This window comes from Flavobacterium sp. HTF, assembly GCF_003105115.1.
In the GTDB taxonomy this organism is placed as follows: domain Bacteria; phylum Bacteroidota; class Bacteroidia; order Flavobacteriales; family Flavobacteriaceae; genus Flavobacterium.
The window spans coordinates 1-23,172 of sequence record NZ_QETH01000072.1 but is presented as its reverse complement, the minus strand read 5'-3'; the positions used below and the strand labels follow the sequence as shown (position 1 = coordinate 23,172).

Annotated in this window: 23 protein-coding genes and 3 tRNA genes; 11 read left to right on the top strand and 15 right to left on the bottom strand. The window is 35.3% G+C overall.

Going from position 1 to position 23,172, the window contains the following annotated elements; all coding sequences use genetic code 11:
• Positions 1-66: 66 nt before the first annotated feature.
• The 4 genes from DCO46_RS17440 to DCO46_RS17425 form a co-directional block, all read right to left on the bottom strand.
• Positions 67-264, bottom strand: a complete 198-nt coding sequence (locus DCO46_RS17440) for an SMI1/KNR4 family protein (RefSeq protein ID WP_116753773.1) — start codon at positions 262-264, stop codon at positions 67-69.
• A complete protein-coding gene (locus DCO46_RS17435) occupies positions 233-715 on the bottom strand; it encodes a hypothetical protein (RefSeq protein ID WP_116753772.1) in 483 nt (160 codons plus the stop codon). Before DCO46_RS17435 ends, DCO46_RS17440 begins: the two co-directional genes overlap by 32 nt.
• Before the next feature lie 46 nt (positions 716-761).
• Positions 762-1,523: a C40 family peptidase gene (locus tag DCO46_RS17430; RefSeq protein ID WP_116753771.1), complete on the bottom strand. Its 762-nt coding sequence runs from the start codon at positions 1,521-1,523 to the stop codon at positions 762-764.
• Positions 1,524-1,594: 71 nt separating this feature from the next.
• A complete protein-coding gene (locus tag DCO46_RS17425) occupies positions 1,595-2,773 on the bottom strand; it encodes an acetyl-CoA C-acyltransferase (RefSeq protein WP_116753776.1) in 1,179 nt (392 codons plus the stop codon).
• 239 nt (positions 2,774-3,012) lie between these two features.
• On the opposite strand from DCO46_RS17425, the gene DCO46_RS17420 reads away from it, so the two are divergent.
• The 3 genes from DCO46_RS17420 to DCO46_RS17410 all read left to right on the top strand — a co-directional run bounded on the left by DCO46_RS17420 (position 3,013) and on the right by DCO46_RS17410 (position 3,291).
• Positions 3,013-3,096 (top strand) — tRNA-Ser (locus tag DCO46_RS17420).
• Positions 3,097-3,110: 14 nt separating this feature from the next.
• Positions 3,111-3,185: transfer RNA gene (locus DCO46_RS17415), tRNA-Pro, on the top strand.
• Positions 3,186-3,217: 32 nt separating this feature from the next.
• Positions 3,218-3,291, top strand: a tRNA-Arg gene (locus DCO46_RS17410).
• A 310-nt stretch (positions 3,292-3,601) separates the two neighbouring features.
• Here DCO46_RS17410 and DCO46_RS17400 read toward each other — a convergent pair.
• Complete coding sequence (locus tag DCO46_RS17400; protein ID WP_116753770.1) at positions 3,602-3,967, bottom strand: MerR family transcriptional regulator; 366 nt, start codon at positions 3,965-3,967, stop codon at positions 3,602-3,604.
• Between the two features lie 123 nt (positions 3,968-4,090).
• On the opposite strand from DCO46_RS17400, the gene DCO46_RS17395 reads away from it, so the two are divergent.
• Positions 4,091-4,972, top strand: a complete 882-nt coding sequence (locus tag DCO46_RS17395) for an alpha/beta fold hydrolase (RefSeq protein ID WP_207784978.1) — start codon at positions 4,091-4,093, stop codon at positions 4,970-4,972.
• Positions 4,973-5,240: 268 nt separating this feature from the next.
• Here DCO46_RS17395 and DCO46_RS23345 read toward each other — a convergent pair whose 3' ends face one another.
• Positions 5,241-6,608 (bottom strand): sulfatase-like hydrolase/transferase, encoded by a 1,368-nt coding sequence (locus DCO46_RS23345; RefSeq protein WP_207784977.1) that lies wholly within the window; start codon positions 6,606-6,608, stop codon positions 5,241-5,243.
• A gap of 1 nt (position 6,609) precedes the next feature.
• Positions 6,610-7,629, bottom strand: coding sequence for a sulfatase-like hydrolase/transferase (locus DCO46_RS23340; RefSeq protein ID WP_207784976.1), 1,020 nt, complete (start codon positions 7,627-7,629; stop codon positions 6,610-6,612).
• A gap of 452 nt (positions 7,630-8,081) precedes the next feature.
• Between DCO46_RS23340 and DCO46_RS17385 the strand changes: the two genes are divergently transcribed.
• The 3 genes from DCO46_RS17385 to DCO46_RS17375 all read left to right on the top strand — a co-directional run bounded on the left by DCO46_RS17385 (position 8,082) and on the right by DCO46_RS17375 (position 12,554).
• Entirely contained in the window at positions 8,082-11,147 is a 3,066-nt protein-coding gene (locus DCO46_RS17385; protein ID WP_116753769.1) for a PAS domain-containing protein, read from the top strand.
• Positions 11,137-11,616 carry a response regulator gene (locus tag DCO46_RS17380; RefSeq protein ID WP_243416342.1) on the top strand — a complete coding sequence of 160 codons (480 nt, stop codon included), beginning with the start codon at positions 11,137-11,139 and terminating at the stop codon, positions 11,614-11,616. The genes DCO46_RS17385 and DCO46_RS17380 overlap by 11 nt, the downstream gene beginning before the upstream one ends.
• A gap of 116 nt (positions 11,617-11,732) precedes the next feature.
• Positions 11,733-12,554 carry a phospholipase A gene (locus DCO46_RS17375; RefSeq protein ID WP_116753768.1) on the top strand — a complete coding sequence of 274 codons (822 nt, stop codon included), beginning with the start codon at positions 11,733-11,735 and terminating at the stop codon, positions 12,552-12,554.
• 6 nt (positions 12,555-12,560) lie between these two features.
• Here the strand turns inward: DCO46_RS17375 and DCO46_RS17370 are convergent, their stop codons facing one another.
• Positions 12,561-13,457: a helix-turn-helix domain-containing protein gene (locus DCO46_RS17370; RefSeq protein WP_116753767.1), complete on the bottom strand. Its 897-nt coding sequence runs from the start codon at positions 13,455-13,457 to the stop codon at positions 12,561-12,563.
• A 185-nt stretch (positions 13,458-13,642) separates the two neighbouring features.
• On the opposite strand from DCO46_RS17370, the gene DCO46_RS17365 reads away from it, so the two are divergent.
• Complete coding sequence (locus DCO46_RS17365) at positions 13,643-14,626, top strand: aldo/keto reductase (RefSeq protein ID WP_116753766.1); 984 nt, start codon at positions 13,643-13,645, stop codon at positions 14,624-14,626.
• A gap of 61 nt (positions 14,627-14,687) precedes the next feature.
• On the opposite strand, the gene DCO46_RS17360 is transcribed toward DCO46_RS17365, so the two are convergent.
• Positions 14,688-14,963, bottom strand: coding sequence for a hypothetical protein (locus tag DCO46_RS17360; RefSeq protein WP_116753765.1), 276 nt, complete (start codon positions 14,961-14,963; stop codon positions 14,688-14,690).
• Positions 14,964-15,086: 123 nt separating this feature from the next.
• Between DCO46_RS17360 and DCO46_RS17355 the strand changes: the two genes are divergently transcribed.
• Positions 15,087-15,416, top strand: coding sequence for a helix-turn-helix domain-containing protein (locus tag DCO46_RS17355; RefSeq protein WP_116753764.1), 330 nt, complete (start codon positions 15,087-15,089; stop codon positions 15,414-15,416).
• Positions 15,417-15,578: 162 nt separating this feature from the next.
• A complete protein-coding gene (locus DCO46_RS17350) occupies positions 15,579-16,682 on the top strand; it encodes a fatty acid desaturase family protein (protein ID WP_116753763.1) in 1,104 nt (367 codons plus the stop codon).
• A 6-nt stretch (positions 16,683-16,688) separates the two neighbouring features.
• Here DCO46_RS17350 and DCO46_RS17345 read toward each other — a convergent pair whose 3' ends face one another.
• Both DCO46_RS17345 and DCO46_RS17340 read right to left on the bottom strand, forming a co-directional pair.
• Entirely contained in the window at positions 16,689-17,375 is a 687-nt protein-coding gene (locus tag DCO46_RS17345; protein ID WP_116753762.1) for a DUF4386 domain-containing protein, read from the bottom strand.
• Positions 17,376-17,618: 243 nt separating this feature from the next.
• Positions 17,619-18,068, bottom strand: coding sequence for a hypothetical protein (locus DCO46_RS17340; RefSeq protein ID WP_116753761.1), 450 nt, complete (start codon positions 18,066-18,068; stop codon positions 17,619-17,621).
• 217 nt (positions 18,069-18,285) lie between these two features.
• Here DCO46_RS17340 and DCO46_RS17335 point away from each other — a divergent pair, with 217 nt between their 5' ends.
• The gene (locus DCO46_RS17335; protein ID WP_116753760.1) at positions 18,286-18,936 is read left to right on the top strand and encodes a M15 family metallopeptidase; all 651 of its coding nucleotides are present in this window, start codon (positions 18,286-18,288) and stop codon (positions 18,934-18,936) included.
• Between the two features lies 1 nt (position 18,937).
• On the opposite strand, the gene DCO46_RS17330 is transcribed toward DCO46_RS17335, so the two are convergent.
• From DCO46_RS17330 to DCO46_RS17315, 4 genes are all read right to left on the bottom strand, one after another.
• Positions 18,938-19,504, bottom strand: a complete 567-nt coding sequence (locus DCO46_RS17330) for a hypothetical protein (RefSeq protein WP_116753759.1) — start codon at positions 19,502-19,504, stop codon at positions 18,938-18,940.
• 2 nt (positions 19,505-19,506) lie between these two features.
• The gene (locus DCO46_RS17325) at positions 19,507-20,688 is read right to left on the bottom strand and encodes a THUMP-like domain-containing protein (protein WP_116753758.1); all 1,182 of its coding nucleotides are present in this window, start codon (positions 20,686-20,688) and stop codon (positions 19,507-19,509) included.
• Between the two features lie 2 nt (positions 20,689-20,690).
• The gene (locus DCO46_RS17320) at positions 20,691-21,782 is read right to left on the bottom strand and encodes an AI-2E family transporter (RefSeq protein ID WP_116753757.1); all 1,092 of its coding nucleotides are present in this window, start codon (positions 21,780-21,782) and stop codon (positions 20,691-20,693) included.
• Between the two features lie 119 nt (positions 21,783-21,901).
• Positions 21,902-22,861, bottom strand: a complete 960-nt coding sequence (locus DCO46_RS17315; protein WP_116753756.1) for a zinc metalloprotease — start codon at positions 22,859-22,861, stop codon at positions 21,902-21,904.
• Positions 22,862-23,172: the final 311 nt, after the last annotated feature.

Sequence of the window (23,172 nt, the reverse complement as noted above, 5' to 3'; positions counted from 1 at the left end):
ATAGGCAGAGTTAAAAAGGAGTGGTTAAGAGAGAACGGTACGATCTGCAAAATATGCGAGAGAAAATTAAGTATGCTGGTTAATAATAAAATCAAAATGTTGTGGTGTAGCTGATTTTAAATTGTTGATTTCATTCTGAATTAATTCTTCTAGTGAATCAGCAACAATATTTCGTTCCCAGGATTCGTTTTGAAGTTCTATAATTTGTCCTAATTTTCCTTTTTCAGCAGGATCAGTATCGTAAACTAAATAATCTCCATTCAATTGGTAATCTAGGCTCTTTAATTTTTTCCTCGAATGCAGAGATGTCGATAGCCGTTATTTTATCATCTTCTTTATTGAACCAAACGCTGATTCCGTTAAGAATAAAAGCACCGCTGCCATCTCCTTTAAAAAGCTTTACAAGTTTATTTTTATTGAATTTATAAAAGTCAAATAGCTCATGACCATCAAAAATAAATTCTCCAGAAAAGGGATTTTTTGAACAATAATCATAATTGCCAAATTCTAGGTCAAGCATAAAACTTTCTATTTTTAGACCTTCTTTCGAGAACGCAATTATACCGTGATCATCCCAAGTGTAAGTGTGGTTATACTTTTTCTTTAAATGCCTATAATCTCCTAATAGATTTTTTAAATTATTTACATCAATAGGAAATTGAATAGCAACATCATTAATTTGAAATGTTGTTTTTGATAATGAAATTTTCAGCATGTTTTTTTGCTCAAAAGTAAGAATTTTATATCAAAAAAAAGAGAGACTAAATAATCTTCTTAATCACACGCAGATTGTGAGTATGTTTGTTTAATTCGGCATTGTAGATTCCTAAATGGTCTAAACGATCTATACGTACTTTTCCACTTGCGTGAATGATGTAGTTGTTTTCCATTATGATTCCAACATGAATTATATTTCCTTCTTCGTTGTCAAAAAACGCCAAATCACCAACTTCACTTTCTTCAATAAAGCTCAAAGGTTCTCCTTCAAGTGCCTGTTGTGAGGCATCACGATGTATTTTATAACCGTTTAATTTATAAACCATTTGTGTAAAACCGGAACAATCTAAACCAAAAGGGGTTTTTCCGCCCCAAAGATAAGGCGCATTCAGGTACATAAAGGCTGTAGAAATTAAAGCGTTTTTTGGTTTTATACCACTGGTTTTTGTTCCTTCAAAATCAAAATTAGAAGTATTGATTTCGCTATTGTTTAAAAACGATAAGGAAGCACCAAGCGGAATTGGCAGTAATAAATTGTTAGGAGCTGTAATATAATCAATTAAGTCAGCATTTAGAATAATGGCTTCATTGCTTAACTGATTATAATTTGCTTCAGAAATTATTTGATATTGCTTAGAATCGACCCAGCCTATATAATCATCAAACTGAATTTTTATTCGCGCCCATTGATTTTGGCGTTCTAAAATTTCGATGTGTTCTCCAAACAAAAGCTGCGTTACGATTTCGCTTCTGTCACTAGGTTCAGCTCGAACGGGTACTATGGCAAGATTACAGATTCCGAACATTTAGGGTGATTTATAAGTTGAAAAAAATTAGGAGTTAAGTTTAGATAACTCCTAATTTTAAGTATTATTATTTACGCTCTTTCGATAACAATTGCCGAAGCACCGCCACCACCGTTGCAAATTGCTGCTGCACCGGTCTTGGCATTATTCTGCTCTAGGACATTTAATAAAGTTACGATAATTCTCGCTCCCGAACAACCCAGCGGATGTCCTAAAGAAACGGCACCACCGTTTACGTTTACTTTCTCATTATCAAGATTAAGTATTTTTGAATTGGCTAACCCAACAACAGAAAATGCCTCGTTGAATTCGAAATAATCAACATCTCCGATTGCGATTCCGGCTTTGTCCAGGGCTTTTGGTAATGCTTTTGCCGGACTTGTCGTAAACCATTTTGGTTCCTGAGCGGCGTCTGCATAGCCTTTTATGTAAGCAAGAGGTTTTAATCCTAATGCATTTGCTTTTTCTTCAGACATTAAAACTAATGCAGCAGCTCCGTCGTTAATTGTAGAAGCATTTGCGGCAGTTACAGTTCCGTCTTTTGTGAAAACGGCACTTAGAGAAGGTATTTTGTCTAATTTTACATTAGTGTATTCTTCATCTTTAGAAAAGATAACAGGTTCTCCACGTCTTTGCGGAACTTCAACAGGCACAATTTCATTATCGAATTTTCCTGCATCCCACGCTTTTGCACTTCTTTCATAAGACTGGATCGCAAAATTATCTTGTTCTTCACGGGTAATTTTGTATTCTGATGCACATAAATCAGCGCAAACTCCCATTGCGTTGTTATCGTAAGCATCTGTCAAACCATCTTTTTGCATTCCGTCCAGCATTGTAGCGGGACCAAATTTGTTTCCGGCACGCATCTGTACATAATGCGGAATCAAACTCATATTTTCCATTCCTCCGGCTACTACAATTTCAGCATCTCCACAGGCGATTGCCTGAGCAGCTAACATTACAGATTTCATTCCTGAGGCGCAAACTTTGTTTACAGTAGTACAGGAAACCTCTTCAGACAAACCGGCAAAAAGTGCCGCCTGACGTGCCGGTGCTTGTCCGACTCCGGCCTGAATAACATTCCCCATAAAGACTTCATCAACTAATTTTGGGTCTAGGTTAATTTTTTGCAGTGCTCCTTTTATAGCGGCAGCACCTAATTTTGGTGCGGGTACGGTAGATAAACCTCCCATGAAACTTCCGATAGGTGTTCTAACGGCAGAAACGATAACAACTCTTTTGTTCATTTTCTGTGTAATATTAGTTAATCTAGCAAATTTACTCATTATTTGAACAAATTCAAATTTTGCTTCAATTCGGGCGTATTTTAAATTAAGATGAAATTTTTATTAATTCTATTTGTTTGATTGTGAAGTCTTTTAAAAAAAAGATTAAAAAAATATAAAAAAAAGCACCAAAATAGTTGTGAGATATTGAATGTTGTACTACATTTGCAACCGCAAAATAGGACACGATCCTTGAGCTTGGAGAGGTGCCAGAGCGGTAATGGAGCAGATTGCTAATCTGTCGACGGGTAACCGTCGCCAGGGTTCGAGTCCCTGTCTCTCCGCTTAATTTTTGCCTCGGGGTGTAGCGTAGCCCGGTTATCGCGCCTGCTTTGGGAGCAGGAGGCCGCAGGTTCGAATCCTGCCACCCCGACTAAAACTTTGCCATAAAGTTTAAAAAGAAATGGACGCATAGCTCAGCTGGATAGAGCACCTGCCTTCTAAGCAGGCGGTCGAAGGTTCGAATCCTTCTGCGTTCACGAAAAGCCACTCATACCGAGTGGCTTTTTTGTTTTCTATTGTTTTTTAGTAGCGTAGCTCGGCAGGATAGAGCATCCCGATTTCAATCGGGACGGTCGAAGGTTCGAATCCTTCTGCGTTCACGAAAAGCCACTCATATCGAGTGGCTTTTTTGTTTTCTATAATTTCGCTGTTTTTAAAATCGATAAAAAAATGTGGTAAAACCTTAGTAACCGGTTTTTGAAATTACTGAAAGTATAGCATTGATGCGATAATCTGAACAAGGAAAAATTTCCTAATCACTCTTCGAACAGCGTGCCCTTAAAAAAATTAAATAGCCTCATTTTCTATATTGAACTTACAAAGTGCAATTTGCTTTTTTACAGCCTTCAATTCCTTAATTTTTTCATCTATTTGAAGAAGCTTCTTATCTAAAACTTTAATTTTTGATTTTTTGTTGATCTCTTTTTTATACCAGGCATCGATAACTTCTTTTATTTCAGACAACGTAAAGCCTACTGCTTTCGCCATCTGTATGAATCTGAGCTTATCTATAACTTCATCACCATAATAAACATAATTGTTGGTAGTTACTTCTTTTTTGGTTTCACCATTAAAAAGTCCGCTTTTTTCATAAAATCGAATTGTACCAATAGGTATACCTGTTTCTTTTGAAAGCTGATTGATTAATTTCATTTTTGATTTTTTTTAAAAAATATAAAACTATACAGTATACTGCATACTTGTAAGTTGCGAAAATAGTACTTAGTTTTGCATTTTACAACTTAAGAAGTATAAATCAATTAAATAAAAAGCAATATGGGAATGCAATATTCAGACGAAGAATTAATCAAATTATCACCTAATTTTTCCAGCCATTATGCTGAAGTGAACGGCACTAAACTGCATTATGTGTCTGGCGGACAAGGCGAACCATTATTTTTAATTCCCGGCTACCCGGAAACTTGGTGGGCTTATCATAAAGTGTTATCAATACTTGAAGTAAAATATCATGTCGTTGTAGTCGAAATGCGAGGGATGGGAAGTTCAGACAAACCAACAGGCGGATACGAAAAAAAGAATATGGCAAAAGACATTCACGAACTTGTAAAAATATTAGGATTTGACAAAGTTAACATTGGCGGACATGATATTGGCGCTCATGTGGCCTTTAGTTTTGCGGCAAATTATCCGGAGACCACTTCTAAATTAATTGTTTTAGATACGCCACATCCTGATGCCGGCATGTATCATTTACCAATGTTACCAATTCCTGGTTCAAAATATCTTTATCCCTGGTGGCTTGCGTTTAATCAGGTGAAGGAACTTCCTGAACAACTTCTTACAGGACGCATGGAAATTGTAATAGATTGGTTATTTAACAATTTAATGAAAGATCAAAAAAGCTTAAATGATTTTGATAAAGCGGTGTATGCTTTTGCATATAATAATAAAGATGCAATTCGAGCTTCTAATACTTGGTATCAGGCATTTCCACAAGATATTGAAGATAGCAAAACATACAACAAACTCACAATGCCTGTAATTGGAATTGGCGGCAGCGGATATGAAATGTTACAAATGTCATTGCCAAATACTGCAACAGATTTGCAACTCAAAAAAGTAGAAGAAAGCGGACATTTTATACTTGCTGAAAAACCAAATGAAACTGCAAGATTTATCATTGAGTTCTTGGGATAGTAAAATATGACTACTTTTCTATTTAATAGTTTTACAGATTTTTGTTTTAAATAGCAATATTAATTCAAGAGAATTGTTACTTAGTCTTTATATTCAAAATTTTTATATATCCGTTTTTTGGTAATATCTTCATCAGAAAATATCCTCAAAACAGTCAGCTAAAAGTTTAAATCTTCAAGTAAAAGGATGGAATTCAGGACTTTTGCGTTCACGAAAAGCCACTCATACCGAGTGGCTTTTTTGTTTTCTATTGTTTTTTATCAAAATTTTATGGTTTCAAATTAACTGTGACTTTTTCAATTTCTCCCTGAAAGAAAAAGGGTACGTCATAGTCTCTTGTAACCGGAGTTCCAAAGTCTTCTCCCACATCCAGCGTTTCATCGGCAGAAAACCTGCTGGGTACTGTTTTAGGGATGTCGCCTTTTGCGACTTCTTTGCCGTCGACTAATAGAGTAACTTTTGCTGCTTTACCGGCGCCACCGCCTGCGTAATCAAAATTAACAGTAACATTGTGTTTACCGGCTGTTAAAGCTGAAGGTGATTGTATTGTCCATTTTGATTGTGGATAATGAGAAAAAGCATAAGAAAAAGTTGGTTTTCCCTTTTGAAGCATTAATGCCAAACCGGCGAAATAACCGCCCTGAGTAATAATCATTCCTTCATCGCCGGCTTTTACTTCTATATCTGCAATAATACTAAAGGATGTGTTTTTCATATTTGGTGCCATTCCCTCTGTAATTCGGGAGTTTCCTTCATGATACACATAACTTGTTCTGCCTTTATTCAGGTTTGGACGATTTTCAGGATTTACTCTGTCTATATATCTGTCATCCAATGGAAATACATTGAATTTTCTTCCTTCTTCTAAAAAGGCTTTTTGCAGTTCTTTTAATTTTTCAGGATTTTTGGCCGCAACATTATCAGCCTGGCTGAAATCTTTTTTAAGATCATATAATTCCCATTTATAATCTTTCATTGGATCTTCTGACGGAACAGGATGTCCTTGCCAGGGCAGATTACGTGGCGTAGTATTGGCTAACCAGCCATCTTTATAAATACCTCTGTTTGCGATGATCTCATAGTATTGAGTGGTATGTGTTTCAGGAGCTGTAGCGTTATCAAAGCTGTATATAAGGCTTTTTCCTGCAATTGGGACTTGTTTAAAACCGTCAACACTTACGGGAGCCGGGATTTTTGCAGCTTCTAAAATAGTGGGCACAATATCTGTAATGTGTGCATATTGACTGCGAATTTGCCCGGTTTGTTTTATTCTTTTAGGCCAGGAAATAACCATTCCGGTTCTTGTACCGCCCAAATGCGATGCTATTTTTTTATCCCACTGGTAAGGTGTATTCATGGCATGAGCCCAGCTGTGAGAATAATGTTCCTGTGTCCAGGGGCCTCCAAATTCATCCAGATTTTTCAGCATAAATTCTTCCGTATCTTTTTCACCGTTCACCATGATTCCAATTTCGCTGGTAAGTCCTTGTCCTGTTGGGTCTTCTGCACTTGCTCCATTATCTCCCATAATATAGATGATAAGTGTATTGTCTAATTCTCCCAAATCTTTGATGGATTGAATTACTCTTCCAATTTGGTCGTCACAAAAAGCCAACTGTGCAGCATAAACTTCCATTTCACGGGCAACAACCTTTTTTCATATTTGGACTAAGTGCATCCCATTTTTGATAATCGTCAGGAGTTGGTGCTAGTTTAGCATCTTTAGGTATAATCCCTAATTTCTTTTGATTTTCATATGTTGCAATACGCTGTTTATCAAATCCCTGATCAAATTTTCCTTTAAATTTGGCAATCCATTCTTTTGGAGCCTGATGCGGGGCGTGTGCAGTTCCGGGCGTATAATAAGCAAAAAAGGGTTTATTTGGAGATACTGCTTTCTGTGTCTGAATCCATTTAATAGCGTGGTTTGCCAAATCTTTATCCAGAATATAATCAGGATCTACTTTTCCATCAACCAAATAGGGATCAATAGGTTTTGTGCCTTCAATTAAAGAAGGTCTGAATTGATGCGCATCTGCACCAAGAAAGCCGTAGAAATATTCAAAACCTAAACCAGTCGGCCATAAATAAAAAGGCCCGGCGGGAGTAGACTGCCAATCGGGTACGTTATGATTTTTACCAAACCATGAAGTGCCATAACCGTTATCAGTTAATATTTTTCCAATAGTAGCCACACTTTTTGGAACTAAACTGTTATAGCCGGGATAAGGTGTAGAAAATTCCATAATAATACCGGTTGCGGCAGTATGATGATTTCTTCCTGTAATAAGCGCTGCCCTTGAGGGTGAACAGACTGCAGTAGTATGGAAACGATTATATTGTAGGCCATTTTTTGCCAGTGCATCAAAATTGGGAGTAGGAACAGGGCCTCCAAAAGTGGAGGTAGCACCAAACCCAACGTCGTCAATCAGAATAAGCAATACATTTGGAGCTCCTTCGGGAGCACTAATTTCTTTGGGCCATTCAATCGGATCTGAATCTTTAATGTTTGGTTCAATTTTTCCTGTTTTTTGATACGCTTCAATTGGCAAAACTGTTCTGTCGGGCCAGTTTTGTGCTGAATTTTTTTCTTGTGCCTGCATTAAACCTAACGGAAGCAATACAAATACTGCAAAGAGTAAAAATTTACTTTTCATAATAAGGTGTTTTTAAATTATTTAAAAATGGTAAATGCCTAATAAAGAGATGTTAAAGTAAAGTTAGTTAATTTTACAATGTGTATTAAAAATTTTGTTAAATATTTGTAATTAATTGTTTTTTAGTACTTTATGTTTTTTATTGTAAAATCGTAGTAATGATTAAAGATTATCGGGACAGGCAGGTGGTAAGTATATGCTCTGATAGCATGAAATGCCCTGAAGTGCAGGCATCAATAAAACGGGTAAAGCAAGTTTATTATTTAGATCTTTTATTTTGTTGTTCCGTATAATATTCTTGTAATAATAGTTTATATTAGCTATAGCAAATACATTACGGTCATAGATGTTTATTAGTCTTGATACAAGAGATGATTTATGTGTAAAAAAGTTATAGTTAAGATCAATAATTAAAAAGAAAAAGCAGCTTTGCTTATATATTAAAAGCAACAATGGACTTAACAGAAAATAAAGATCTCTTTCAAACCGTTTTTAACTCTGCATCAAATGGTATTGCTGTGATGCAACCTGTCTATAATGATAAAGGCAGGGTAGAAGATTTTTCGATACTGCTATTCAATAATTATATATTTAAATGGATTGGTGATACAGACTATAAGGGAAAATGGTATAGTGAACTTTTTCCTTTGGCAAAACAAACCGGAATCCTCGAAAAATTTATTGAAGTTGCCGAAACAGGTACTACTGCTAATTTTGAAGAATGGTATGCAGGTAAAGAAATGAACCACTGGTTTCGATTTACAGCTGTAAAGCAAGGCGAACTGTTGATTGTAACTACAGAAGATAAAACAGAAAAAAAACAAGCAGAACTACTTTTAGATGATGTATTAATTGCAGCTGAGCAGCAAAAAAGATTATTTGATTCTATAACAAACAATACACCCGATCTTGTATATGTTTTTGATCTTTCGTATAGATTTACTTATGCTAACAAGGCTTTACTCACGATGTGGGGCAAGTCAGAAGAAGATGCAATTGGGCGAGGATTAAGAGACAATGGATATGAGGAATGGCACGCCCTAATGCACGAAAGAGAAATAGATGAAGTAGCTGCTACAAAAAAACAGGTTAGGGGAACCGTATCTTTTCCGCACGCTGAATTAGGTAAACGAATTTATGATTATATTTTAACTCCGGTTTTTAATGAACAGGGAGAAGTAGAAGCTGTTGCCGGAACGACCCGGGATATCACAGAGCTCACACTGGCCGGAGAAAAACTACAGCAAAGCGAAACCCGTTTTCGTACTATGATTGAACAGTCACCTATTGCCATGTTACTTTCTAAAGGAGAAGACGTTATCATTGAAAGTATCAATAAGCCAATGTTGCAGTTTATGAATAAAAATACTGCAGAGGAAGTACTTGGAAAAAAAATGATTGATGCTTTGCCTGAACTGAGCGGACAGCCGGCACTCCAAACGGTTATTGATGTTCAGAGAACCGGAATACCATTTAGAGGAAGTGAACAGCCTGTTGATTTGATAATCAATGGCAAGCTGGAACGCCGCTATTTTAATTTTTCATACGATTCTATTTTAGAATCAGAAGGAAGTTCTGCCGTGTTGCACATGGCTGTAGATGTAACAGAACAAGTACTGGCCAGAAGAAAATTAGAAGACAGTGAGAGAAGGTTAAGATCAATGATCGATCAGACTCCTTGTCCGACTTTAATATTGAAAGGTGACAATCTGATTATCGAGCAGATAAATAAGCATATGCTGGAAATGATTGGCCGCGGAGAAGAGATAATGGGCATGCCGCTCATAGATGTTCTGCCAGAACTGAGAGGACAATATGTATGGGAACAGGTGGAGAAAGTTTATCATAAAGGAATTCCTTTTGATCAGAGTGAAGTACTTGTTCAGCATAACCGCACAGGCGTAACGCAAGACTATTATTATAATCTTTCTTACCGGCCTTTAATTGAAGAAGGTAAGATAACAGGTATGATTCAGGTAGCCATTGATGTTACTCAGCAGGTAGTGGCAAGAAAAAAGATGGAAGAAAGTGAGAACCGTTTCCGTGCTTTGGTCAACGCTTCATCTGATGTTGTATATTGTATGAATCCGGATTGGACTATAATGTATAATATGGACGGACGCGGGTTTTTATCAGATACGAGAGAGCCGATCTTCAATTGGCTTGATAAACACATCCATCCTGATGATCGCGAAAAAGTCGAAAATCAAATTGCTAAATCTATAGCTGATAAAAGCATATTTGAATTAGAATATCGAATTTTAAATGAAAACGGTACTCTGGGCTGGACTTTTTCAAGAGCGATTCCTATTCTTGACCATCAGAATAATATCTTAGAATGGTTTGGTGCAGCAAGCGATACCACTTCACAAAAAGAAATAGAGCAAATAATAAAGCAAAGCGAAGAAAAATTCAGACAGCTGGCTGATCTTGTTCCCCAGATAATCTGGACATCAAGGGCAGACGGCCATCTTGATTACTATAACAAACGCTGGCAGGAACTTACCGGTGTAAATGAAAAAGAAGCTGTCGCAATCGGCTGGGCACCTTTTACACATCCGGATGATCTGAAACGGGCAACAGATACCTGGTACGGCTGCGTAAAAAGCGGTGAACTATTTCAACTCGAATTCAGAATAAAAAACATCAGGACTGGCGAATACCAATGGTTTTTAGGTAAAGCTGTACCTATAAAAGACGACGCAGGAGTTATTACAAAATGGTTTGGTACCTGTACCGATATTCAGGAACACCGATCTATTACCGATAAATTAGAAAGCCTTGTAGCCGAGCGTACCAAAGAACTTCAGCGTTCTAATGAAGATCTGCAGCAATTTGCCCACGTCGCTTCCCACGACTTAAAAGAACCGGTGCGTAAAATAAAAACATTTACCAGCCGCTTAGAGGAACATCTTGAAGAAGGACTGGATAAAACATCAGCACGATTTATTGACAGAATTCATGTGGCCACAGATCGTATGTTTAATATGATCGATGGTGTTTTGGCCTATTCTAAAATCAATGCCGATCTGCAAAAAAATACATTGGTAGATTTAAATGAAGTAATAAAAAATATTGAAACCGATTTGGAAGTTTCTTTGCAAAAAACAGGAGGAAAAATCCATTATCACAACCTCCCAAAGTTGGAAGGGGCTTTGGTATTACTGTATCAGCTTTTCTATAACCTGATCAATAACTCCATCAAATTTGCCAAAATTGATACGCCTCCGGAAATAACGATATTGTCAGAAACGGAAGTTAAAAAAGAAGGCAGTTTTGTGGTAATCACCTTAAAAGACAATGGAATTGGTTTTGAACCGAGTCAGGCCGAACGTATATTTGAAACCTTTACCAGGCTTAATTCTAAAGATAGTTATGAAGGTACAGGTCTGGGATTGTCACTTTGCAAAAAGATAGTAGAGCGCCATGGCGGAAACATAAGCGCAATTGGAAGTCTGACTGAAGGAGCTACTTTTGTTATAACACTTCCGTTAACTCAAAATGAAAATGACATTTAATATGGATAAGAAAATAATTTTACTGGCTGATGATGATATGGATGACACTGAAATGTTCTGTGAAGCATTAGAAGATGTAAACGAAAATATTATCTGTCATTGTGCAGCAAATGGTAATGAAGCGTTAAAAATACTTGAAGGGCTTGATAGCAACCCTGAGCTCATCTTTCTTGATGTAAATATGCCCATTATGAGCGGATGGGAATGCTTAAAAATCTTAAAAAAAGATAAACGCTATCAGGACATACCGGTAATCATGATCTCGACATCTTCCCATAAAAAAGATATGGATATTGCTTCTGATCTGGGCTCTGTTTGTTATTTTGTGAAACCAAATGATTTTAATGATTTAAAACATGTATTGCATTCCATTGCATCAAATCTTGGTCCCGATTTAAAAAATGTATTATCTAAATTACAAACAGACGGCTCCCGTCATATTTTTACTTGTTCAGATAATAAACCATAGTTATTGATAATCTGTATGTTTTAGTGTTTTTTTAAGGGTTTATTTTTTTAAATTGGAGTAAAATAGTGTAAATTAGTGTAAAAGCTAAGTAATATACTCCATTTTAAACAACTCGAATGTATTTAAAACACCTATTAATTTTCTGCATTTTATTTTCCATACAAGCAAATTCACAAATTTTAGAAGAAAAAAAGAATTTTCGCGCCGCAGATTCATTACTAAAAGAATCCAGTTTTTCTATCCACAGGGATAATTATTTTTTAACAGGCGTACCTTTGGATGATGACATCACCCGCAATACTGCTGACGTAAAATATCAGGTCAGTTTTAAGCAACGATTGAGCTCAAAACCAATATGGGGAGGATTTTTCCCTTATTTGATGTACACCCAAAAAGCTTTTTGGGATATATATGCAAATTCAAAACCATTCTCAGAACTTAATTTTAATCCCGGATTTGCGGTTGTCCGTCCGTTTTATTTAAAAGGAGGAAGGCTTACCTACGCAACAATTTCTATAGAGCACGAATCAAACGGAAGAGATTCAATTTATTCAAGAACCTGGAACATGCTGGCTTTCTCCTTAAAATCACAAATTTCACCACGCTGGACTGTCGGATTAAGAGGGTGGATTCCGCTTGTTGATAAAGAGGATAATCCAGAACTGACAAAATATGTGGGTTACGGAGAAGCAAGTGCCACCTATAAAATATCACCAGAAAGATGGAGTGCCGATATTCTTTTCAGAAAAGGAAGCGGGCTCATTAATTACGGATCTTTGCAGACACAGGTAAACTACAGGCCTTACAAAAACCAAAATTATTATTTTACGCTGCAATGGTTTATCGGCTACACCGAAAGTTTGATTGATTACCAGGAACACAAAAGTATGCTGCGATTGGGATTTGTGCTCAAGCCTGAGAATATGGGAATTTTTTAATTTTCTTTAATTCAAATTTCTATAATCCAAAGGCGACATACCTACTTTTTGTTTGAATAAACGGGTAAAATGCTGAGGATATTTAAAACCCAGTTCATAAGCAATTTCACTTATAGATTTATTGACATCAAAGATCTTTTCTTTGGCCAGATCAATTACTTTGGACTGAATAAATTCCTGAGCAGTAAAACCGGTATCTTTTTTAATTAAATCACCAAAATAATTGGCAGACAGATTTAATTGCTCTGCGCACCATCCTACAGAGGGCAAACCTTCATTTCGTGGTTTTTCTGAATTTATATAAGTGTTTATCAGGTTTTCGAATTTGTCCAGAACGCCTTTATGAACGGTATCGCGTGTAATAAACTGCCTGTCGTAAAAACGGTTACAGTAATTTAGAAATAATTCTATGTTAGAAGTAATCAGGGTTTTGCTGTGTTTGTCAATAGACTGCTCCAGTTCATACTCAATTTTTGAAAAACAATCGAGAATAATCTTTCTTTCTTTTTCTGATAAATGCAGCGCCTCATTGGTGTTGTAAGAAAAGAAATTATATTCCTCCATATGTTTGCCCAATGTGGTACCATGAAGCAAATCAGGATGAAAAATCAAAGCCTTTCCATACGGCTGATAGTATTCGCCATTATTGTTCACTTCTACAACCTGCCCAGGGGCAAAAAACACCAAAGTGCCTTCTTGGTAATCGTAATAATTATTGCCATATTTAATATCTCCGCATTTTGTATCTTTCAGAATAACACAATAAATCCCAAAATTCATTTTGTAATCCTTGCGCGGAGCAGCTTTAGAAAGATCTACAATACTTACTAATGGATGAAGCGTTTCATTATTGTTGAAAGAATTATAGTCACTGATACTGCTAAAGTTTATAATAGAATCCATATGTCGTACATTTATATAAGCAAAATTAAACCTTTTTTAATCAGTACTTTACAACGTTGAGGTCAATCAGTAATAATGGTATGTAATACCGTAATCTGTCTACCATTTGTTGTTGTCGGTATGCTGAAATTTGCAATATCAATTTGAAACAATAATACAGAATTTAAAATTTAAATAATAAAAAGATGAAATCAAGAACATTAGGAAAACAAGGTTTAGAAGTTTCTGAATTAGGTTTAGGCTGTATGGGACTAACATTTGCTTACGGGCCTGCAGCAGATGAAAAAGATGCAATAGATTTAATTAGAAATGCTTACGAATCTGGTATCACCTTTTTTGATACCGCAGAAGCCTATACGCAGGGCGGAAACGAAACCTTATTAGGTAAAGCAGTTGCGCCGTTTAGAGACAAAATTATTATAGCGACAAAATTTGGTTTTCTGGATGGAGATGCTACCAAAGGGGTTGACAGCCGTCCGGAGAGAATTCGTCAGGTTGCCGAAAATTCATTAAGATATCTCAATACAGATTATATAGACTTGTTTTATCAGCACAGAGTAGATCCAAATGTACCTATGGAAGATGTGGCAGGAACTATTCAGGATTTGATGAAAGAAGGTAAGATAAAACACTGGGGACTTTCGGAAGCAGGGGTAGAAAGTATTCGCAAAGCACATGCAATACAGCCCGTAGCTGCTTTGCAGAGTGAGTATTCTATGTTTTTTCGTGAACCGGAAAAAGAAATTCTGCCATTACTGGAAGAATTAGAAATTGGTTTTGTTCCTTTCAGCCCGCTTGGAAGAGGTTTTCTGACAGGAGCCATTAATGAGGACACAAAATTTGATCCAAACGATTTTAGAAATGCACTTCCAAAATTTTCTGATGAAAACAGAAAAGCGAATCTGGCGCTTGTAGATTTACTAAAAAACATTGCGGCAGAAAAAAATGCAACGCCGGCTCAGATTGCACTGGCCTGGCTTTTGGCTCAAAAACCATGGATTGCCCCAATACCGGGAACGACCAAAATACATCGTTTACAGGAAAATATCGGTGCGGTAAACGTGCATCTGACTACTGAAGATCTGGCTAAAATTGAAATCGCTTTGTCTGCTATAGAAATTGTTGGGGAAAGATATCCGCAGTACCTGCAAAAAACGGTTGGGAAATAATCATTTGATTTGGAAATAACAATAAAAAACCACTCCTTAAGAGTGGTTTTTTATTTGCAAACTATGATTCGCTGACTAATGATTTGATCCTTTCAATAGAGTTTTTGTTTTCTGTAGCAACTTCGACGAGTGCAAGAAGAATATCATTTCTTAGAATGGTTTTGTTTCTTACATTTCGTATTAATGCCTTATTTGGGGACTTGTGTCCTTTTTTGATTAGCCATTCTACCGTAAGGTCAACATAGGTGTATGGTAAATGTTGCTCTAAATAGCTGTAAGCCTTCTCATTATGTGATAAAGGTTGCTCTTGCTTATTATTTTTTACTAATTTTGCCATATAATTAATATTTATTGCTTATTCTTGTTAACGAATAAACAAATGTAGGAAAAATATTATACAATAGGTGTATTTCTTGTTAAAAAAATCTACCTCATATATAATTTATAATAATTACAAATAATGTATTACGAAAAAATAAGAGAGTTTTTTAGAGAAAAAGGACTTAAGCAAAGAGAAGTTGCAGAAATTATGGGATATAGTGAAACCATGATTGGCCGATACTTTAAAGGCATCAATAAGGTCGATGCTGTATTCATAACTTTACTGGTTGAAAAATTTCCTGAAATAGATTTACAGTATATTTTTACTGACAGTAAAGAAAATGATTCAGAGGCACTGAATGAACCCACAGAAGAGTATGTAAAAACCACAATTCTGAATGATATTGGAGAAATTGAAACTAAATTAAAAAGGATAAAAGAAAAGCTGGTCCAAAAAGGATTAGAGTAACAGAAAGGCGCCTTATCAGGTTAAATTTAAATCATCGGGTTGAAATCAAACTGGTCAGAAAGATCTGGTCTGTTGATTAGTTTTTAATATTGCAAATGAATGGTTGTTAGTTGTTTATGTTTTTTTTAGTAAATTTGAAGAACAATTTCTAACCAGAACCATATGGAAAAATTAAAACGACCGGTTTTTGTAAAAGCCGGAACTGATGATTTTTTTAAAAAGATGCGTTTAGAAGTACAAGAAACGGTCTTAAAGAATTCATCTTTATACGTGACAAATATTATAAAGTCTCTGGGACTTTTAGTAGTTTTCTTTTTGTTCTATGCCTGTATTTTAGTTTTCGGAAATCATACCTCGTTACTTTTTCTTTTTTATATCCTTTGCGGAATAACCATGATTGTGTTGTTTATCAATGCCTTTCATGATGCGGCGCACGGAGCATTATTCAAAAAATCAAAAAATAATGACTGGTTTCTGTATGTGCTGGAATTGTTTGGAAGCAATCACTGGCTTTGGGTGCGCCGGCATATAGGCCTTCATCATGCTTTTACAAATGTTCAGGATTGGGATATTGATATTAAACAAAGTGATATTATCAGGATTTTTCCAAACAGTCCGTTGTATAATTATCATAAGTACCAGCACATATATATGTGGCTGATTTATCCTTTTTACAGTCTTAACTGGATATATATAAGGGACTTCAAAGATTTTTTTGGAAAGAAAAACAATTACGTAAAAAAAATAGTAGAGAAAATCCCTCAACAGGAAATCTACAGGCTGTTTGCGGCAAAAATCATTAATCTGGTTTACCTCCTTTTTATCCCGATGTTTTTTTTAACCCAACCGTGGTACTTGGTTTTGGGCGCCTGGTTTGCCATGCACATGTCTGCAAGTGTAGTTGGCGTAGTGGCGCTTGTATCTACGCATGTAGATGAGGATGCACATTTTCCTGATACAGATGAAGACGGAAATCTTTCGAATACCTGGGCGATGCATCAAATGGTGGTCACCAAAGATTTTAGTACAGAAAGCAAGCTGGCTAATTTTTTATATGGAGGGTTTACGCATCATGTGGCACATCATCTTTTTCCGAATGTTGGCCACACTTATTATCCGTATATAACGCCTATAATCAGACGTTATGCTGCAGAATATAATCTTCCGTATACCTCGTATCCTTTTTACCATGCGGTGCGTTCTCATTTTAGAATGCTGAAGAATAAAGGGGTAAAGGAAAATATTATGAGAACGGGAGAGATATAGGGCAGTTTAAGCTATTACATTATTTTTCACTCCTTTTACCAAAAGCCAAAAAATCATTGCAAACTCTGCAAGAGAAGATGTTATTCCGACCAAAACACCTGTTATAGGATGATAATCAGGAAATAAAATAAAAACTACTGCATCTATTAAATATGCTGTTCCTCCGGCAATTAAAAGTATTCCAAAAATCTTAGGGATAAAATTGGATCGATAGGCTAATTGTCCAAAAGGAATTAACCACAGTCCCCAGAAAATCCCAATTATTACATTTCCTTTTCCATACATCTTTAAGCTTAGCATTGCCAAAGTATTTTGCTGAATGGAAGAAAAATTGGTCATAAAATTTTCTTTCAGGATTAAAAGGATATAATACTGGTTAAAAATGATCAGAAATGCGATTGGAACACCTACAATTACCAATGCAACCAGGGTTCGCGACAAGTGTGCATTTACATTTTTAAATAAATTATATAAGGTCAGTGCCAAAAACACAAATACAGTCTGACAGATTAGACTGCTCAATATACCAAATCGAAAGAGTAATTCATTTTCTAAGATGTTTTTTGCTGTCAAATTAATATCACTGGTTACAAATAACTGTACCGGAACATACATAATTCCAAACACACCGGTAATTAAAATTATTAGATATAATAAACCGGCTTTTCTTGCTGTCTGTTTTTCTGAACTCATAATTACAATAATTTAGTTAGAAGTAAGACGCTAATGATTTGTTATTGTTACAATTACAAACTAATTTACCTGTTTTAAAAGTTCTTAAAAAAACGAAAATTTCAAACTTAGCCCCGATAGCAGCGGCATCCTCCGGTGGTGAACCACACCACCGGAGATATAGCGGATAGCGGGGACTAAAGGTGTTTTGGAAATGAATATTTTTGCTTCAAAATAGCATTCGGAAAATAGTATGCTGTCGCTTTAACTGGATTTTGCCTGTAAATATTTCAGGCTTTTCAGTATATTAGGAATGTCTTTTACTTTGGTTTCTGTCCAGAAATATTTGTCTTTGTAGTTCGTGTCTTTTATAATGATGGTAAAGGTCTGCGTGTTGTTGTAGATTTCAAATTTGAACTGAATTTCTTTTGAGTTGAAAATATATTTTACGGTTCTTTTCTTTGAATTATCCAGACTCGGAATCACATAGTTTTCGAACCAGACAATCAGTTCAGGAATTTCATCGACTCCGATCCAGGCAGTTTCTTTTGTGAAGACTTCGGGTCTGTTGTCGTAGTACTTGACAATAAAATTGCTTTCTACGGCTAATCCGTTTAGTTTTTTGTTTTCCTTTAAATTGATTATTTCGGCGGGATAAAAAGCAACGGTTTCTCCAAACCCGGATCTGAATATTGCTTTTTCATTTTCATCCATATTGACCTGAACGTAGCCCGAATCTTCTATAATTTTGAAGGTTCAGAATATTGTTTTTCCTGAGAAAATCCAAGAAATGGGAGCAGAAGCAATAATGAAGTAAGTTTTTTCATGGTTTTAGGTTTTAGTAACGGAATCGCAGGTTGAATTTTTCTTTAGACTTATTATTTCTATATTTACTTTGAAAAAATTTTCACCATCTTAAAACGCTAATTTCATGCCAAAATCCATATTATTTTCCCTGTCTGTTTTCTTTCTTTTTGTCTTTACTGCCAAGGCTCAGAATGAAGTGTATTCAAGTCCGGTAAAACACGAAATTGCAGATACGACTTTTGTAAACCTGAAAGATTTTAGCAAAGATTTTGTTTATGATATGAAATACGCAACAGAAGATAATTTTCTGAAAGCCAAAGTATATGATTGTGCTGAATGTTTTCTGCGTTTAAAGACTGTTAAAGCGCTTATTTTGGCCAATAATGATTTTATAAAGCGTGGCTATAAAATCAAATTATATGACTGTTACAGGCCCTTGTCTATCCAGAAAAAGATGTGGGAGATTGTGTCGGATCCCAAATATGTGGCGGATCCAAAAAAAGGCTCCATCCATAATAGAGGAGGAGCCGTTGATATTTCTATAGTTGATGCCAGTGGAAAAGAAATTGATATGGGAACTTCTTTTGATTTCTTCGGAATCCAGGCCAGTCATAATTATACTAAATTTTCGAAAGAAATACTCGCAAACCGAAAATTCCTGAAAAAAATAATGATCAAAAATGGTTTTAATTCATTTGATTCAGAATGGTGGCATTATAATTTAAAAACCGGTTTGAAAGAGAATGTTTCAAACGAAAAATGGAAATGCGATTAGTTTATTCTACGCATCTGATATTTTCTATGAAATAGGTATTCGGATGTGTGACTTTGCCGTTTAATTCAGACGTCAGTTCTCTTTTTACGATATAATCTTCGGTATCCGTTAGGTATTTTACACGCATAATCGAAATTGGAGATTTTTTTAGTTCTTCATAATTGTCTTTCATAAACATAAAAATTCCTGTAGTCACGCGGTTGTCAAAACCTTTGTCATCACGGATAAGAGTTCCGCAGTTTTCCTGATTGATATGCATCAGCGTTACTATTTTACCATTTTCTAGTTGCAGGAATACTTTTGAGTTTTTGTCAAAGCAATTCGCTTTTATAAAATCTTTGCTTTTTTGTATCAGCTGAAGGTTTAAGGTTGGCAATCCATCTGTCTGGGCTAATGAAAAGAAAACATAACTGAAGCTTCCTCCAAAATATTTTTCGCTCATCAGGTATTCGTTTGTTACTTTGTAAGTACCAATTGAGTCATTTACATTTGCACTGTATTCACATGGTTTTTGAGCAAATGCAGTCAGGGTTAATAAAAAAAAAGTAAGGGTAATTAGTTGTTTCATTTTTAGGTTATTTTTCTGCAAATTAAAACTATTTTGTTTTCATTTTTATCAGTTGTAAAAAAACAATACAAATTTCCTCCATTTTTTATTTTCCATTTTTTTCTGATGCTCTCGACCGTGTCCGGAAAATTCCTCGTTGTTACGTTTGCCTGTTGGTTTAAAAGCTCCGTTTTCATATCGGTTTTGTTATATGAAATCGCTTTTTCAATCTCAAAACGACGGCCCGGAAAATCAACTAATTCTTCTGAAGTGTACAAATGCGAGTGTTTATGAAGTTTATTGATTTTAAAGAATGGGCCAACTTCATCAAAACCTCCCGATTTCATAATCGCCGCATTGGGTTCGTAAAGGTATTTTTGCGGTAGGTGGTAAGGCTCAAAACCAGAATCGTTATCCAGGACAAACTCAAAAGTTTCTGTTTTGTCTTTTAAGATGTTGGCTGTTTTTACGGTTATTTCGCCAGAGTAGCGATTGTGAATCTCAAACAGAAGTTCTTTAACTTCATTTTCGAGCGCAATTATATGAATGTTTTTTACAAATTTTAATTCGGATAAACCGGCAGAAATATCTAATAACGGTGCTGTTTTAATTAGAACAGAATCTGCTTTTTCAAAGTAAAAATCAAGTAATTCGGGAACATTTGGCAAACAGTCCTTCAGCATGAAAACTTTGCCTTTGACATCATTTCTTCGCGACGGATCGATATAGATCCAGTCCCATTTTTGATTTAGTTCGTTTAAAATATTGGTGGAATCGCCTGCGTAAAAAGTACAATTTTCTACTGCTAACTGCTGAAAATTATGTTTTACAATGGCCGATAAACCTTCATTTATTTCGCAATGTGCAACGGCTTTAAATTTCTTTGAAAAATAATAATCGTCAACTCCAAAACCTCCGGTCAGATCAATTAATGTTTTTCCTGAGATTAGCGAAGCTTTATAGGCAGCCGTTTTTTCTGAAGAAGTTTGTTCGACAGAAATTTTACCCGGATATATAATATTTTCGGTTGCGAACCAGGTTGGTAATTTTTCTTTTGCTTTTGATTTGGCTTCTATCTGATTTAAAATTAAAATCCAGTCCACTTCAGGAAACGGATTTTTCTGAAGGGCTAATTTTGAAATCGGCGCGCCAATATTCTGGTTTATAAAGTCCTGAATATTTTGGTGCAGGATAGAAGTGTTCAATGCTAAATTCTTTCGGTTAATACGGATACAATTTTGTTTTCAGGAAAAAACTCTTTCAGAATTACCTTTAACATTGTAAAAACGGGAACAGCGATTACCATTCCGACAATTCCAAAAGTGATTCCGCTGATTAAAGTAATCAGAAATATTTCCAGCGGATGCGAATTTACACTTTTTGATGAAATTATAGGCTGGCTAACGTTATTATCAATCGCCTGAACGATCAAAAAGCCGATTATAACATAAATTGTTCTTGGAAGGATTTCAGTTTGAAAATCGCTTCCGATCATGCTGATCATGGTCAAAATTCCGGCCAATACGGTTCCGATAATCGGACCGATGTAAGGAATGACATTTAATATGGCACAAAGAAATGCTATGACAAGCGCATTTTTATTTCCAAAAATAACCAGAACAATTAAATAAAGAATAAAAACAACAGTCAGTTGAAGCAATAAACCAACAAAATAGCGGGTTAGCAAATGGTTTATTTTTGTAATTGAATTTAGAATTTTGTCTTCGTTTGAATCCGGAAGAATTTCTCTTGCCTGTGATTTAAACAACTCCTGATCTTTTATAAAAAAGAAAGTAATGAAGAATACAGAAACCATTCCCATTCCCATATCTGCCACAAAACCTAAAATTGAATTGATAAACCTGGTAAAATAACTGAAATCTAACATTGAGGTTACTTTAGAGTCTTTCAGCATTTTATTCAGATCAACATGCTGGATATTAAAATAAGATTCAATACTTTGTTCTGTTGAGATAAACTGTTCCTGTAACTTATGAGTATCTAATAATGATAAATTATTTGCCTGTGAAATGATCAGCGGAACAAATAAGAAAATGAAACCGGTTATTATTAATATAAAAAAAAGGATGGTTGTCGCAGCGGCTAAGGAATTACCAAATTTTAGTTTATTCTTTAAAAACAATACCAAAGGGTTTGCAATAAGGCATAATATGAGCGAAATACACAGATATACGATTACAGTTTGTATTTCATATAAAAAGTACAATACAGCAGTAATAATTAATATGGTTGCCAGTGCTCTTAGGATTCCGTTTGATATAGTTTTTGATGTTATCATATTAGATTTTAAATAAATTCTAAAGTAAATATAGGAAAAAGCTTTTGAATTTATTGACCTTAACGAAAAAAGCGGGATGAATACATCCCGCCTTAAAAATATATTTATTTTTTTTTGGATTAGATTCCAAAAGCAGCTCTTGGACCTCCTGAAACAAAGATCGCAGCCATTCTGCTTTTTTGACCATTTGAGAACATGTACATACCAGCATCGTCAGTATAATCCATGTAGTTCATAGTCATTTCTACAGGAGTTCCTGAACAAGTACTGTAGTGAGGGTAAGCCGGTACACCGTAGTTAGCAGTGTTATGAGTTGGAGTATCAGATACTAAATCGCTTCCGCAAGTTGCATCTCCCCAGATGTGACGTAAGTTCATCCAGTGTCCCACTTCGTGAGTACCGGTTCTTCCTAAGTTATATGGTGCATTTGCAGAACCAGAAACTCCGAAATATTTAGAATCAATTACAACACCATCTGTAGATGAAGCTCCTCCGGGAAATTGTGCATAACCAAGAATTCCGCCACCAATAGCGCAAGACCATAAGTTAAGTTTTGTTGTCGGAGAAGTTGGTGCTATTCCGCCCTGAGCTGTTTTTTTCATGGCATCGTTTGTTCCCCATGACGTTTTTGTAGTAGATTTTCTGATTACCTGATCTAATACAAATGTAATTCCTACATTAGCTTTTACACCTGAAAATAAAGCCGGTACGCTATTGAAGTCTGAATTTAATGCATTGAAATCTTTGTTTAATACATCAATCTGAGATTGAATTTGTGCATTTGAAATGTTTTGTGCTGTAGTTTTATATAAAACGTTTACAACAACAGGAATTTCGATTTTACCGTTTACCAAACGGCCTGAAAAACCTTTAATAAGTTGCTCATTAGTAAAAGCTTCAATTTGATTCATTCTGATTGCCAAAGTAGGATCGGCTTTCAATTGGGCTTCTAATACATCCTGAGTTGCACATGCACGGCGTGACAATGCGCTTGTTTCTGAACCAGCAGATTCAGATTGGTCATTTTGACAAGAAAACAGCAATAAGGCTGTAATTGCAGATAAAAAAACTTTTTTCATAATAATAGGGGTTTTTGTTACAATATTGTTGATTAGTTAAACAATAACGCAATTTTATAACAAAATTGTATTGTAGCAAAATTTTCACAATAAATTATTTGTGAGAATTTTAGCAAACCCTTACATAGTCTAGTTCTTACAAAAAAATCATTATTTTATTTATGATGAAAATTCTTATAACGCTATTTTTCTTAACATTATCTTATTGATTTTTTGTTGTTTGTAAAACATTTTTTACCAAAAAAAAATACTTGAGATTAAAAAAAAAAAGGACAAAACTCTAATTAAAGTTTTAACTCTGTAAATTTGAT